Here is a 13,824-nt window from a genome sequence, read left to right on the forward strand (position 1 = left end):
AATCAATTTTTCCACAATAGCTAATGTACAGATAAAATGCGTTATTACTGCATTATACCAAAGAATTTTATATAAAAGCCATAGAAAAGTGTCATTATACAATTTAAAACATGCACTATGCATCAATTATATTTCTTCCCATCAACCAAACAGCAGGCTACTGCCTCTTCTTGGCCCATTTTACGATTTCCTCTTGAACCTTACGTTACGTCATGTTGTACATTCAAATCAGTCACTCGAAAGGAGACTACCCCAGTGGCAATACAAGTTTGGAAAGTGGGAGAGTTGGCCAAACAAACAGGCATCACCGTGCGCACGTTGCGGTACTATGATCAGTTAGGTCCGTTGAAGCCCACTGAATACACCGAAACAGGACACCGTCTTTACACTTATCAAGATTTGCTCCGGTTGCAACAAATTTTATCGCTGCGGCAACTCGGCTTTTCATTGGAGGAAATTAAACAAATCCTTGCAAGCGGAAAGCTTATTCCACTAAAGCTGGTTCGTATGCATCGAGAACGAGTAGAAGAGCAAATTCGGACCCAACAGGAGCTTTATCAACAACTGGCCAATTTGGAACGTGCCCTTACGAGTCGACAAGAAAATGACAGAAAAGCACTTTAATGAAGAGCAGATGGAATATCTGAAAAAAAGAAGAGAAATGTTTGGCGAAGAAACAATTCAATCCGTTGAGAAGGAATGGCCAGAATTGATTGCCAAAGTGCGGGTAGAGATGGACAAAGGAACGCCTCCGACTGACCCAACTGTTCTGGCGTTGGCAAAACGTTGGCATGAGTTAGTCCAAATGTTCACAGGTGGAAATAAAGAAATTTTCCAATCGCTTCAAAAGCAATATCAAAATCCCGAAGTGGCCACTCAAACTTGCGGTGATCCAGAGTGCTTCCGATATATTGGCGAAGCGATAAACCATCTGGGATTAAAATGGTATTAAAATGACAATCGACCTCCTCTGATTGATTCAGGGAGGTTTTTCTTTGGAAAGGTATTCACTCGACTCACCTTCATTATCCCAAATTCCCCTAAGCAAGCAAAAAGATCACCCCCCAGCATGTCCGGAGGATGATCCCTTTGCGTGGTCAGAGGCTCATTTTCAAAATTTCCAACACGTCTGCTTTCCCCACTGGGTAGGTGCGACCGACGGTGCCGTCCCCAGCGGCTTTTTCAGCCATCAATTCCAATTGGCTGTCATCGATGTTATAATCTGCCAATCGACTGGGAGCCCCAATGCTGTTCCAGTAAGACCGCAGGCGGTTAATACCCTCCTCCGCGATCTCACGATCCGTTTTGCCCGTTGGATCCACTTGGAAGACGCGGATCGCCAACTGTTTCATTTTGGGCAATGCCTTATCTAAGTTATAACGAATCCAGTTGGGGAAAATAATGGCCAACCCGCCACCATGCGGGATGTCATAAACCGCCGACACCGCATGTTCAATGCCATGCGTACCCCAGTCGCCGGACATTCCTTGTGACAATACACCATTTAAGGCCATGGTGCCGCAAAAGAGGATGGTTTCGCGTAGCTCGTAATTCTCCAAGTCCTCAACCAGCTTGCTTCCTTCTTCCATCACAGTGATTAACAGCGACTCAACCATGCGTTCATTATATGGAACGTTGGGCGCCAGGCTGAAATAATGCTCCAACGCATGTGACATCATATCCACAATCCCATAGACCGTTTGGTCGCGCGGTACCGAAAAGGTGTGGGTGGGGTCCAAGATAGAAAACCGTGGGAACACCAGCGGAGAGCCCCAACCCAACTTTTCTTTCGTTTCCCAATTGGTGATCACCGATCCACTGTTCATTTCCGAACCGGTCGCAGCCAACGTGAGCACTGTTCCAAATGGCAACGCCGCCGACGGCACTGCTTGTTTGGTGATGATTTCCCAAACGTCCCCGTCATATTTCGCTCCAACGGCAATGGCCTTGGTGGCATCAATTACACTTCCGCCCCCGACGGCCAACAAGAAATCAATTTGTTCTTTTTTGCAGATTTCTACCCCTTTGTGCACCGTGGACAAGCGAGGATTTGGCTCGACACCTGGTAGCTCAAACACTTCCGCATTGATTTCCTTTAACAGATTGATCGTCTTGTCATAAATGCCATTTCGCTTGATGCTTCCTCCACCGTAAACCAGCAATACCTTGGTTCCATATTGTGGAACCTGTTCTTTTAAGGCTGGGAGTGTATCTTTACCGAAAATCAGCTTGGTCGGATTATGAAAAACGAAGTTTTGCAAGGTCCTGCCACCTCTTTTAGTAGATATTTATGTACCTCTCATTAGTTATTATATCGAATGGTCAAGTTTTTATCGAATGTTTTGTTTGCAAAACAAACTTGTTTACTATATTCACAATAACAAAAAGGGAGCAACCGCTTGATTCTCCCTTTAAATCACCCTAAGGCTTCAACGCTTTACAACTTTGGACATCCAATCCCGCCACACTCTTCTTATCCAGCCGCGCACCACTGAACCAGGCCTTGGCGTAGGACCGGATTGGAAAAGCTTTACTGACGGAGAATTGGTGATTGACACGCGCTCCATCACAAAGGCTTCATAGCTGCCTGTCTGATTCCCCTCTACGACGTAATTTTTCACCTGATCCAAGGTGAGGTCACGCAAGTACAAGCGCTTGCCCCACCCCCCATTTACATAAATGGCTGATTGGCAATGCTGCACAGCCATACGATCCACGCAAATATATCGATCAGGTTCCGTTTCATCGGCTACATGCGGATGAGCAATAACCAATCCACGACGCAAGCTTCTTGCCGACACATCACAGACATGTAATTGATTTCCAACTGGCAGGAGGCGCACCGCCGCATTATCCATCTCCTCGACATCCTGCACGCCCATTCCCGTTTCGGCCGTGAAGCGCTCAATCCTGCCTGACACCGGCGCTTTTAACCATACACCAAAGCCATAACACAATCCATTGCCGGGTCTGACATCCCGTTGCCAGGTGCAGTCGATGATATGAATGTTGGGATGCGTCAAGTCATAAGGATTGGTTGCTCCTTGGGTTTCGGCCACAAATCCCGACGAGCCGGAGCAAAGCGACCGACAATGGCGAAACACCATATCTCCTCCCCATCCGTTATGGGTGAGCAAGAATGATACGCCGCGCCCCTCCATATCGGTCACCCCTTCCACCACCGCGTCAAATGTACTGTCCAGGTCCACCGCGTGCCTGGTGCGGCAAGCATACCCATTGCGCACCACCACTCCCAGATTGCCACCGAAAAACTGGACGCCATATCCCTGCCCTGAGCCGAGGCGTTGCGGAGGCAGGATCATAAAATTTTCCACAGTTACATCCATGCTGCGCCGCACTTGAATCGCTGATTCTACTCCCTGTTCAGCGTACAAACCATTGACATGAAAGTGACGCACTTGTTGGGCCAATATACCGAAACCTTTGGACGCACCTTGCTGTAAACGATAACGAAAATTGACTACCCGACAATGCATAAGCGGGGTGATCTTCACCACATTAACCCGCGCCACCCGTTTGGGCAGCCTGATAAAATCACACACCGTCAGTTTGGTAAACACTTCTTTAAACGAAATCTTTTCCACCGATAAAGAGCAGGATTGGACAGCTTGCTCCGAGGGCAACCGGAGGAAAATCCGGGCACATGTAGCTCCGCGGGGGGCAACCCAATTGCAACCCTGATGGACATGCCAACCCTTGTATAAAAAAGAGATCACATCTGAGCGGGCAATCATTTCTCCCTGCTTCCCTACCCATTCCACATAACAACTTCCGCTGGCTCCATGATCGGAGAGGTTGTGCTTAGCGGACACTTCTAATCGGTAGCATCGCCCGGCTTCAACCGGGATCGGCTCAGAACAAATCAGCGTGGTACCACGAGGGCCGGAAGGGGATTCCTCCCAGCTCTTCCAGCCCCGTACCCCAGCGCCCTCCACCGTATCACCCAGCAACTCCCGCTCCAGGCACTCAATCTCAGCGACTTCATGCACTTCACAGTTGATCTCTTGTTGTCCATCAGACGGGCGAGCGCTGTCATCGCTCAGCCAAATCACATCCCCCGCCTTTATGTCACGAGCGGCGGACGGCGGAAGATAAAGCGCACAATCCCCCCGTTTCACCTCTCTTAGCAAGGGATAGCCGTCAGCGCTTTTCTCCCCCGCAAACTGAAATAAAAACGCCGTCTCCCGATCACTCGCCTCTACCCAGGCTCCCTCGGCAAACCATAGGGAAATAGACTTGGTCACCGTGATTTCTTTCACCGCGTATCGACCGGCGGGAACAAATAACATCCCGCCTGGGGCCATCGCCCGAATCGCTCGGTTAAACCGACCCGTGTCATCCGTTTCACCGGGAAAAGGTGGAAAATCGCCCAACTGATAAATGACATGACCTTGCATCTGGCGGTTCCGCTCCTCACACTCAATCGTTTTCGCATGATTCCTGCTACGCATGTATGGCACACATACCACATATTATGAGTCTCATCGCTTCAACTATGCTGGGCTCAAATAAGCAACCTTCGTTTGTTCCCTCTCTTTTTATGTTATGATAGTGGCGTTTTCACCCCTATTTCGAAAGGAGATCCGTTCATCTTGCATATCCGTCCAGTTAATCACACTGATGCTGACATGCTGTTTACCTTCTTTGAGTAATTGGACCGTGAAACAAACTTTTTGCTTGAACCGGGTGAACGAATCCTGTCCCGTCAACAGCAAGAAATCCGGCTTCAACAAATATTGGAGGGCGATTCGGAGGGCATGTGAGTGGCAGCGCATTTCAGGTCACTTGGGATTGTGCCGTGGCTACATGCGCCGCAACCGGCATGCTGCCACCATCGCTATAGGCCTCTTGCAATCTTGTTGCGAACAGGGGTGGGGCACAAAATTGCTTAAACTTGGGGAATCATGGGTGCGAGAGCAACAGATCCACCGACTTGGTCTCACCGTGATAACCCACAATGAACGGGCATTGCACCTTTATCAAAAGCAAGGATTTATGATCGAAAGTCTGCAAAATGATTCGTTGCTGGTAAATGGGACGTATGTTGACATGACGTCAAAGAGCCGGTGAACAACCACCCGGCTCTCTCTTCGACAACTTATTCATCATCTTAACACGCCTATTTTGGCCATTTTCTGGCTATATAAGAAAAGAACATACATCATGAGCAGGATGATAATGTCAAACAGTGCTGACCATGGCCCGAACACATGCCAACGATCCCTCAATGCAAACGTCAAAACATCTAAGCAAATTAAAGAAACAAAGCAAATCAGCGCCCCCGGAACCGCCCAACGAGAGCGAACTAAAAGGAGGATGGATGCAATCAGACCACTGCTGATGCTAACGGCCCAAAAAACATTAAACAAAATGGGATAATCAGTAAAATACGCAACAACGGCCTCTCCGTGCTTGTTCATTTGGTAATAAGCCGGATCATGTCCTAGCATCATAAAGTAATCATAAACTCCGCAAGCATTGAGAAAGACAAAGAATACTCCTACGAGCCAAAGATGCCATGGTGTCCCAACCTTGGCTTTTTTCTTCTCCATCTCACACCTCCTTCTTTGAGTAGGGGTTTCATCCAATTTTATTAGAAAGTGCGATAATAACTGATTCATATAGCATCTCCAATGAAATCATCAAATTACTTGATTCCATTCTAATACAATATCGTACCTTTTTTTCAAGTGATCCATTGCCCCTCTTTTAACCCTTCTCGCTACTGGGTAAATAAAAGAAGATTGTACTGATGACATGCCGAATGGGGAGGTTTAGCAATGCATAACGAAGTAAACGCGACAAATCTGACCGACGAAGAAATGGAGCGAGTCGTAGAAGCATATCTACGAAAACACCTGCCAAATCATGTAGAAAAACTGATGTGTGAAATCGGTGTCGCTTTGCTCAACGAAGCGGCGACTGTTGGTAGCCTAAGGATGGATTCACGCACATATTCTCAGGAAGTAGCCGGTGAACGCTGGTTAAGGCAAGCTGCGGAGTCAGGAAATCCACAAGCGATGTATGAATGGGGCTGGCGAATGGTCTGCGGAGAAGCATGTATTGCTCAAGATATAGATACTGGCAAAAAACTCTTGCGGCAAGCGGCAGAAGCTGGAGAAACAAAGGCAATGTGGGAAATGGGTTCCCTCTTGTTAGATGGGGAATACCTCCCACGAGATGAACAAGAAGGTCGCCTTTGGTATGAACGAGCCATTGCACAAGGCGACACAGATGCCCTGTATGACTGGATCATCCGCCTGTTAAATGGGGAAGGAATTGCCCCCGATGTGAAACAAGCCGAGCACCTTCTTCGCCATTTGTCGGCGACCGGTATGCACTCGGCAAAGGATATGTTGAAGAAAATCCTTCCTCCAACTGAATGACCTTTCCCGCTTTTTTGCTGACACATGACTTGCAGATCCCGCAAACAGACCCGGTTGCGGGATCAAAGTTGTGAACAACATGGCTTGATTTACAACCAGGCTCTTTTTAAAAGCTCTATACCATACTGGATTTCATCAAAAGAAAGACTGCTGAAGCCGAGTTTAATCATTGGTTTATCTGGATAGTTGTGAACAACATAGCGTGAGGTGGGATACACTTTCACACCATGGGAGAAAGCACGCTCGATTAACCATTCTTCTGAATGGTTCAAGTGTACTTTGACTAATACGTATAAACCTGACTGCTCGCCAATAATGGACAGATGAGGCCCAAACGCATCTCTTAATGCAGATACTAACAGTTGCATTTTTCGCTTATAAACTAAACGCATGCGCTTCTGATGGCGATGCCATTCCCCATCTTCCATAAATTTAGCCATGGTGAGCTGGCTGAGAAGCGAAGTCGTACTTTCGAAGAGGCCAAATCGTTCTTTATAACGATCTGACAGAGGTTGCGGCAACACCATATAACTTAATCGGATTCCTGGAAGAAATGATTTCGAGAAGTTCCCTAAATAGATAACTCTTGTTGCATCGATGGAGGCAAGCGCAGGAAATGGTTTTTGTGTATAGCGAAATTCACTGTCATAATCATCTTCGATAATATACCCTCGCACCTGATTTGCCCAATGAATCAGCTTGTGTCGTTGCTGAATAGACATGCTTACTCCCAAAGGGCTTTGATGCGAAGGGGTTACATAGATTAATCGTGATTTCATATGTTCCAATTTTGAAAGGTCGGCACCTGTTTCATAAACTGGCAACGTTTCAAAATGGAAACGATGGAATTGAAACGCTTTTCTGGCACCGTCAAAACCAGGGTCTTCAACGATTATCCGTTCGAACTCATCCTTCAATATGTGTCCAAGGTATACAAGCATTTGTTGTGTACTACTGCCGATGATGATGGCATTTGGATCTGCCTTCACTCCCCGTGACTGGAGAATATATGCCGCGATTTGCTTACGCAAGCATAATTCGCCAAAGGGGTCCCCATACCGATAGACGTCCTTTGCTGTTAATACCTGATTAGCGATCCTTCTCCATGCCTTTAAAGGAAAATGCTGTTGATCGATCGCATCTGCGCGAAAATCAATACGAACAGATGGCGCTATCTCTGTTTTCTGGTGAGCATTTAAAGCGTCGGAGACTTCTTCATGCAAAAGAGGTTCCAACGCATTGACAAAATATCCTTTTCGACTCTCTCCACGAATATAACCTTCCGCAATGAGTTGCTCATATGCCATTAATGTTGTATTGCGGCTCACATCTAAGGAATCTGCCAGTTGACGAATAGAAGGCAATTGCTCATTTGCCTTTATGTCACCTTGTTCTATAAGCAATTTAATCTCATCGTAGATTTGTTTGTATTTGGGCAAATGATCTTTGAATGGAAAAATAATATTTCTCATCCTTATCCCTTCTGACATGTATATTTTCCCGTTATTGTACCTTTTGATATGTCAGCTTGTGTAGTAATCTTTTTTTACCAACTCATATTGACCATATGGTTACTATTCATTACTGGGAAAGGGATGATTTCTCTTGTACATTCCTAAGAAATATCGTATCGATCATGATGAGGCAATTCAAATCATGAAGTCTTACCCGTTTGCCATCTTGATTACTGCCGATGGCCATCGTCCCCTAGCTACACATATTCCTGTAGAAATTCGTGAAGTGGAAGAAAAAGTATTTGCGACGGGGCACATTGCATCCGGCAACATGCAGAAAAAAACGTTGGAAAATAATAAGGATGTGTTACTTATTTTCCAAGGGCCTCACGCCTATATTTCTTCAAGTTGGTATGCGTCTGAAGATGTACCTACATGGAACTATGTAACAGTCCATGCTTATGGAACATCGCGGATCATCACGGATAACGAGCTGGCATCGGCTTTGGAACATATGCTCAAACGCTATGAGGCTCATCGAGAAAATGGCCGACTCTGGGATACGTTTGAGCCAGTATTTCTTAAGAGTCAAATGAAAGGGATCGTCGGTTTTGAAATTGAAATCACCTCCATTCAAGGAGCAGCCAAATTGAGCCAGAATCGCAACCACACCGATTATCAAGCGATTGTTGCAGAGCTAGAAAAATCGAATGAACCCGTGGAAAGAGAACTCGCTCAGTGGATGCGCAAACAACGCAGAAACTTGTTTGTTTGAATAATTTGTATATTCGTTCCATTATTCTGATTTGTTTTCAGTGTCCAGGAGGAATCCCGTTAAAAAACAATGAGGAGATGAGTATATGCCATTTTCAACTATATGGTTATTTATCATAGCTACCACGACTTTATTAATCATACCCGGACCAGCAGTGCTTTATATTATGGCCAGAAGTATAGATCAAGGAAAGAAAGCGGACCTGGTATCCGTTCTGGGTGTCTCTCTGGGCGGTGCAGTTCACGTTTTAGCTGGAGCGATTGGCGTTTCCGCGATTCTCATGACTTCCGCAACCGCGTTTAATATCGTGAAATACCTAGGCGCTGCTTATCTTATCTATTTGGGATGCAAAACGTTATTTTCTACAACAGATCTGACGACTTCGGAAAAGCAAAGCGGGACTCGCAAATCAGCTTGCAAGATTTTTTGTGAATCCGCACTTATCGAAATAATGAACCCTAAGACAGCCCTCTTCTTTTTAGCCTTCTTTCCACAATTCATATCGCCTTCTGCCGGATCCGTCACCGTACAATTTGTTCTGTTAGGAACGATCTTTGTTATCCTGGCATTGATCAGTGATGGCCTGTATGCCATTCTTGCCGCTAGTATAATGAAACGAATTCAAGTGAGTTCAAGATTGCAGAATCGGATCACTGGCTATTTATATCTTGCTCTAGGGATATTCTCCTCTTTTGCAAGCCCCAGCAAAACGTAAGCATGTAAATCTAATCAAATGAGAAAAAGCCCGATTTCTCTTTGAAATCGGGCTTTTTTCGTTTATTCATGTTAGACATGGCGGGGTCATGGGTTTTAATACCTATGGTTACAACTAAAACCTTGTTCAAATGAAGTCCTCGAACAGCCAACGGAAGTTTCAATACCACTATGGCTGTAACTAAAACACTGGAGTTCGCGAGAATAGAGAAAACGAAAAACGAGTTTCAATACCACTATGGCTACAACTAAAACTGTTCATTGGTTTTTTGACATGTGGTAAAATGTCAGGTTTCAATACCACTATGGCTACAACTAAAACAAGTGCGCTAAATACAAGGATTTCAACCGTTCATTGTTTCAATACCACTATGGCTACAACTAAAACCCGTATGTGAACTTCAGTCATTTCAAGCATGTTCATTATATCAAAAACCAAAATAATCTGTGAACCGCTCATAATGCAAAAACCCCAGGAGGTTCACAGACTTTTTAGTGCACTAAAGGATATGGTAGACCTCCGATATAGTGTCATCCCTCACTTCTTTTAAGCAAATCAGCGTCATCTCCCAACCTCATCTTGTTTCGTTGATCAATCACCATCTAGATACAGATGAGTCAGAAAACTCCTAATCAAAAGACAGAATTTATATAAAATGACACATGAATAGTTAAAAAAGCAGAGACTTCTAAATAAGAAGTCTCTTCATTATAACGTCATTAAGTTCTTGAAGAGAGCGCAAGTTTATTTACCCAATATTTTCAAACAAGCCTCTAACATGGGCTTGTTTTTATAAACTACTATAGCAATCTCCTGCCTTGCTCTCGTCAGTATTTGGTACAGCATTTTGTCTAACCGATAAGGAGGTGCTCCTGGTTCACTTCTAGCCCAGAGAAATCCCAGATCATCATAATAAAAATGTTGATTAATAACAGCCGCAACTTTATCAAATTCTTGTCCTATAACAAGATGCGCGTTTCGAGTTCCTACTTGATACTGATCGTATGTTAACTTATAAAAGCTGGAAGTAGTATAGTTGATCACTTCCCAACCGTCCTCATTTAACTGTTCGAGATAGTGACGTAAGGAGTTTGAACAATCAAAGTATTGAAGATGGATGTTTTTGTATTCTATATTAGGGTTACTTTTATTCTTGTTAAATAAGTTAGTAATGAAGGATGCAATCTCCTTATTCGTCCTTATCTTCTCAGAAAGTTTATACTTTTTATGAGTTAATTGTTCGATTTTCCCGACAGTATTGCGTTTGGATTCGGAAAAAGAAATTACCTGCTCAGGGTCGTAAGAAAAAATACATTTCATTTTATTATCAGTAACATACTTGATGATTGTTTCTAACTGTTCGGTGTAAATCCTCTGGGTTTCATCAACAATAATCAAATCGTACGTTATTGGTTGTTCTAAAACATGATAAATGTCCTTGATTGGTGAGATGTTCCAAGAATGTTTGTCACGCAAAATCTCGTGCCCTTCAGCAAGATATCCACAGTGAAATAAACAGACGTTCCATCCTAGGTCTATATAATACTTAGCAATATCGTAAGTTAGTAATGTTTTGCCTGTCCCTGGTTTCCCTTCGATTGCAATAAAAGGAACCGAATTTTCGGCAAACATTTTGATAATATCCGTCCTCACCTCTGACTGATTACCATTAAGGAAGTAACTTCCAGCTATGAACTTCTCTGTTGAATTTAAAGGTGAAACTAAGTAAACGCTTGGTTTAAAAAGTGCATTAATGTTATCAATCTTTTTGTGTTGTTGATCGTTGATGGCAGCTACCAGTTCTTCAAGGGTTGTTTTTTTGAGATGTTCATTTTCGTCCAATGTAAATACGTTATGAGTCTGAACGACATAAGCGTAAATAACGACTGGTGTGTCTAATGTTTTTAGATAGTAATTATTCTGTGTCAACTGTTTTGCTATCCGTTCCTCACTACTACTGTGTTTAATCTCTATATTTAAGGTGTAGTTATCACCAAACCGCAACAGATCAAACTCTTTCGATATTTGAGGAATTGAGTAGCTTACAAAGAAATTACTTAACTGGTTAGAAAATACACCCTTGCCTAGCATTTCGTTGACAAACACACAAATATCAGCACTCTCCTGCTTCTTGACTTGGATACCAAAATAATCAAGGTACCTTTTAAATTGTTCTTGATTCAACGTTTTAAAGGCATCTACATAGGAATTTAAATTAATAGACCTCAAACTTAATCAACCCTCACTAATGCTTACATCATATATATCATGCATTCTAAATAACATTATATATAATTATCAATTTTCTATGAACTATCCCTCCGTTAGTATATACAAGGGCGTGTCAGGTAAACCCATTGGCTGTTAGAAGTAACAAATAACCTTTTCCCAATTAGCCAATGTGAAGCAATAAAAATATAATCTACACCTTAAGGCAACTATCAACCTACCTAGCCAAACAGAAAGATAATACTTCTTCCTTTGGCTATGATCTATTTGGGCTAAAGCCTGCTGAAATGTTCAGCAGGCTTTTATTTCAAAGGATGTCTAGTGGCCAGTAGCGGAAAAACCGTTACCCTCGCTTCTATCTGACAATGAAAGTGTCAGACACCTTAAGGCGATAACATCTCTTTGATTTTCTTCTCAATCTCCAATGGTACGGATGCTTGTCCCCCACCCACATAGCCTCTGAGCAAGGAGTAGCGATTTTCGTTTAGGTATTGCTCCACTACTGGCGGCAATGCGGTCGTCGTGGTCAGCAAGATCGGAGAAGCACCGCCGTAGTAGACAAACGCGGCCAGCGGAGTGATAGATAATGCGTCAGAGAAGACATCTCCCCGGGCGACCAGAAAGTGGTGTGGCTCCAATTTGAAGTATTTCGCCACATTGACAGCCACTTCGTAACGATCCTTGCCGCCGATTCGTGTCACTTTTCCGAATGCAGCCAACTGGGAAGCGACGTTATCGGACACAGAGCCGGGGCCCCCAACGATCACGAACTTGGTGTAGTTGGGATGATTCTTTAAAAAAGTGACCACCGAGGCCGGTAAACTCTGTGCTGTGGTCAACAATAAGGGCATGTTATGACGTCCCGACACTGCTGAGACCGACAAAGCATCGGCAAAGTCCTGACCACTGGCAATGAGGGCAGTATCTCCGGAGGAGTTAAATTTGCCGGCGATCTCAGTCGCCACTTCATAGCGGTCCTTGCCGTCAATCCGGCTCACTCCAATGGAGAGATCACGCAATTGTTTTTCAACATTGGTAGATACGGATGAGGTTCCCCCAACAATGACCGCTTGCTTCGGTTGGAGTTGACGAATGCGGTCTATCGTTTGTTGTGTTAATCCGGCAGAGGGGGTCAAAAAGAAGGAATATACTTTATTGGCCGCGTATGCCCCCGCTCCCAGCGCATCAGCAAATTGGGTGCCACTGGAGATAACGATGGTGCGCCCGGTGGGATCAAATCCGTCGTGGACATTTTTTTCTAATGCTTTCACCATGGCTATATTGCTGTTGACAGCCACTTCGTAACGATCTTTGCCGCCGATTCGCTGAAACTCAGGAAACAAGGGATAATAATCGATGCTCAACATATTGCCGTTTGCATTATAGGCATAAAAGTAGACGCCACCATAAGACGCTTCTTCCTTACCAAGCCTGAATGAAAACTTGCCGGAAATGGTTATTTCCCCATCCTCCATATAGTGAACATATGCCTTGGTGGCATTCGTTTCGCCTGTGAAAGTGATGGAAGTGCTGCCGAGAGGTAACCTCTCTCGCTGTTCAGCAGGACTGGTGATGTTCAGCAACGGCAAGGTGGTATCCGGCCGTCCGGCGAATGTCAACCCACTGATGACAAAATGATATGGTTTATTGACATAATCATCACGGGGATCCTGATCATTCAAAAAATCTTCTTTAATAAACAACGCATATTTCCCGGCAGGGAGCGTGTCCCCGTCTTTATAGAAATTTGTTGGGCAATCTTCTTGTCCCTCTTCGCATTCTGACGAAATATAGTAATTCAAGCGCTCGAAACCGGTCTTAATGTCAAGGTTGATTGTTCCTTCGGTGACGGTCTGGAAGCGGTAGATATGAAGGATGCCTTCATTCACTTCTCCCTTGTATTCGACTGGGTCCGTATAAGGTTCAGCGGTAGAAGGATCTGCAAGAGATTCTGCGCGCTGAATCATCATTCGGTCCAAGCTTTGTTTGAATTTTTGTTGTTGCGTCATCTCGGTCTCTGTGCGTGGCAGAGGGTTGGTCTGGGCAAAAGAGGGCGGAACAACCAGCAAACTTCCGACGGTTAAAGCTAAACCGGTGAGAAGGAAGATTTTTTTGGTTTGCCTCTTCATTCTCTCCATGTCATCTCCTTTTAAAAAGTTGATTTCATATAATTAATTCGTGAAATCAAGATATTTTTTGTCATGGTAGAGCTGGTACCAAAGTTGCATTTCTACTTTTGTCTGT

Annotated in this window: 12 protein-coding genes; 6 read left to right on the top strand and 6 right to left on the bottom strand. The window is 44.3% G+C overall.

The window, feature by feature from the left end; genetic code table 11:
* Positions 1 to 255: 255 nt before the first annotated feature.
* Together EDC32_RS06495 and EDC32_RS06500 are read left to right on the top strand one after the other, a co-directional pair.
* Positions 256 to 624: a MerR family transcriptional regulator gene (locus EDC32_RS06495; RefSeq protein WP_158283255.1), complete on the top strand. Its 369-nt coding sequence runs from the start codon at positions 256 to 258 to the stop codon at positions 622 to 624.
* Positions 605 to 952 carry a TipAS antibiotic-recognition domain-containing protein gene (locus EDC32_RS06500; RefSeq protein ID WP_132220642.1) on the top strand — a complete coding sequence of 116 codons (348 nt, stop codon included), beginning with the start codon at positions 605 to 607 and terminating at the stop codon, positions 950 to 952. The genes EDC32_RS06495 and EDC32_RS06500 overlap by 20 nt, the downstream gene beginning before the upstream one ends.
* A gap of 145 nt (positions 953 to 1,097) precedes the next feature.
* Here EDC32_RS06500 and EDC32_RS06505 read toward each other — a convergent pair whose 3' ends face one another.
* Together EDC32_RS06505 and EDC32_RS06510 are read right to left on the bottom strand one after the other, a co-directional pair.
* Complete coding sequence (locus EDC32_RS06505; protein WP_132220644.1) at positions 1,098 to 2,261, bottom strand: iron-containing alcohol dehydrogenase; 1,164 nt, start codon at positions 2,259 to 2,261, stop codon at positions 1,098 to 1,100.
* A gap of 168 nt (positions 2,262 to 2,429) precedes the next feature.
* On the bottom strand, positions 2,430 to 4,472 hold the full coding sequence (locus tag EDC32_RS06510; protein ID WP_132220646.1) for a hypothetical protein: 2,043 nt from the start codon (positions 4,470 to 4,472) through the stop codon (positions 2,430 to 2,432).
* A 208-nt stretch (positions 4,473 to 4,680) separates the two neighbouring features.
* Between EDC32_RS06510 and EDC32_RS06515 the strand changes: the two genes are divergently transcribed.
* Positions 4,681 to 5,091 (top strand): GNAT family N-acetyltransferase, encoded by a 411-nt coding sequence (locus EDC32_RS06515; RefSeq protein ID WP_158283256.1) that lies wholly within the window; start codon positions 4,681 to 4,683, stop codon positions 5,089 to 5,091.
* 35 nt (positions 5,092 to 5,126) lie between these two features.
* On the opposite strand, the gene EDC32_RS06520 is transcribed toward EDC32_RS06515, so the two are convergent.
* Positions 5,127 to 5,573 carry a hypothetical protein gene (locus EDC32_RS06520; protein ID WP_132220650.1) on the bottom strand — a complete coding sequence of 149 codons (447 nt, stop codon included), beginning with the start codon at positions 5,571 to 5,573 and terminating at the stop codon, positions 5,127 to 5,129.
* Between the two features lie 228 nt (positions 5,574 to 5,801).
* Here EDC32_RS06520 and EDC32_RS06525 point away from each other — a divergent pair, with 228 nt between their 5' ends.
* The gene (locus EDC32_RS06525) at positions 5,802 to 6,407 is read left to right on the top strand and encodes a tetratricopeptide repeat protein (RefSeq protein ID WP_054096406.1); all 606 of its coding nucleotides are present in this window, start codon (positions 5,802 to 5,804) and stop codon (positions 6,405 to 6,407) included.
* 89 nt (positions 6,408 to 6,496) lie between these two features.
* Here EDC32_RS06525 and pdxR read toward each other — a convergent pair whose 3' ends face one another.
* On the bottom strand, positions 6,497 to 7,879 hold the full coding sequence (pdxR, locus tag EDC32_RS06530) for a MocR-like pyridoxine biosynthesis transcription factor PdxR (RefSeq protein ID WP_132220652.1): 1,383 nt from the start codon (positions 7,877 to 7,879) through the stop codon (positions 6,497 to 6,499).
* A gap of 133 nt (positions 7,880 to 8,012) precedes the next feature.
* On the opposite strand from pdxR, the gene EDC32_RS06535 reads away from it, so the two are divergent.
* Together EDC32_RS06535 and EDC32_RS06540 are read left to right on the top strand one after the other, a co-directional pair.
* Positions 8,013 to 8,636, top strand: coding sequence for an FMN-binding negative transcriptional regulator (locus EDC32_RS06535; RefSeq protein ID WP_132220654.1), 624 nt, complete (start codon positions 8,013 to 8,015; stop codon positions 8,634 to 8,636).
* Positions 8,637 to 8,721: 85 nt separating this feature from the next.
* A complete protein-coding gene (locus EDC32_RS06540; protein WP_132220656.1) occupies positions 8,722 to 9,351 on the top strand; it encodes a LysE family translocator in 630 nt (209 codons plus the stop codon).
* Positions 9,352 to 10,095: 744 nt separating this feature from the next.
* Here EDC32_RS06540 and EDC32_RS06545 read toward each other — a convergent pair.
* Together EDC32_RS06545 and EDC32_RS06550 are read right to left on the bottom strand one after the other, a co-directional pair.
* Positions 10,096 to 11,535 (bottom strand): AAA family ATPase, encoded by a 1,440-nt coding sequence (locus EDC32_RS06545; protein ID WP_132220658.1) that lies wholly within the window; start codon positions 11,533 to 11,535, stop codon positions 10,096 to 10,098.
* 428 nt (positions 11,536 to 11,963) lie between these two features.
* Positions 11,964 to 13,718, bottom strand: coding sequence for a cell wall-binding repeat-containing protein (locus EDC32_RS06550; protein WP_132220660.1), 1,755 nt, complete (start codon positions 13,716 to 13,718; stop codon positions 11,964 to 11,966).
* Positions 13,719 to 13,824 lie beyond the last annotated feature (106 nt).

It is taken from the genome of Laceyella sacchari (assembly GCF_004343255.1).
GTDB lineage: Bacteria > Bacillota > Bacilli > Thermoactinomycetales > Thermoactinomycetaceae > Laceyella > Laceyella sacchari.

Coding starts and splice junctions, on each gene's coding strand:
- EDC32_RS06500 (WP_132220642.1), top strand. CDS start 605: ATGACAGAAAAGCACTTTAATGAAGAGCAGATGGAATATCTGAAAAAA.
- pdxR (WP_132220652.1), bottom strand. CDS start 7,879: ATGAGAAATATTATTTTTCCATTCAAAGATCATTTGCCCAAATACAAA.
- EDC32_RS06525 (WP_054096406.1), top strand. CDS start 5,802: ATGCATAACGAAGTAAACGCGACAAATCTGACCGACGAAGAAATGGAG.
- EDC32_RS06510 (WP_132220646.1), bottom strand. CDS start 4,472: ATGCGTAGCAGGAATCATGCGAAAACGATTGAGTGTGAGGAGCGGAAC.
- EDC32_RS06550 (WP_132220660.1), bottom strand. CDS start 13,718: ATGGAGAGAATGAAGAGGCAAACCAAAAAAATCTTCCTTCTCACCGGT.
- EDC32_RS06540 (WP_132220656.1), top strand. CDS start 8,722: ATGCCATTTTCAACTATATGGTTATTTATCATAGCTACCACGACTTTA.
- EDC32_RS06520 (WP_132220650.1), bottom strand. CDS start 5,573: ATGGAGAAGAAAAAAGCCAAGGTTGGGACACCATGGCATCTTTGGCTC.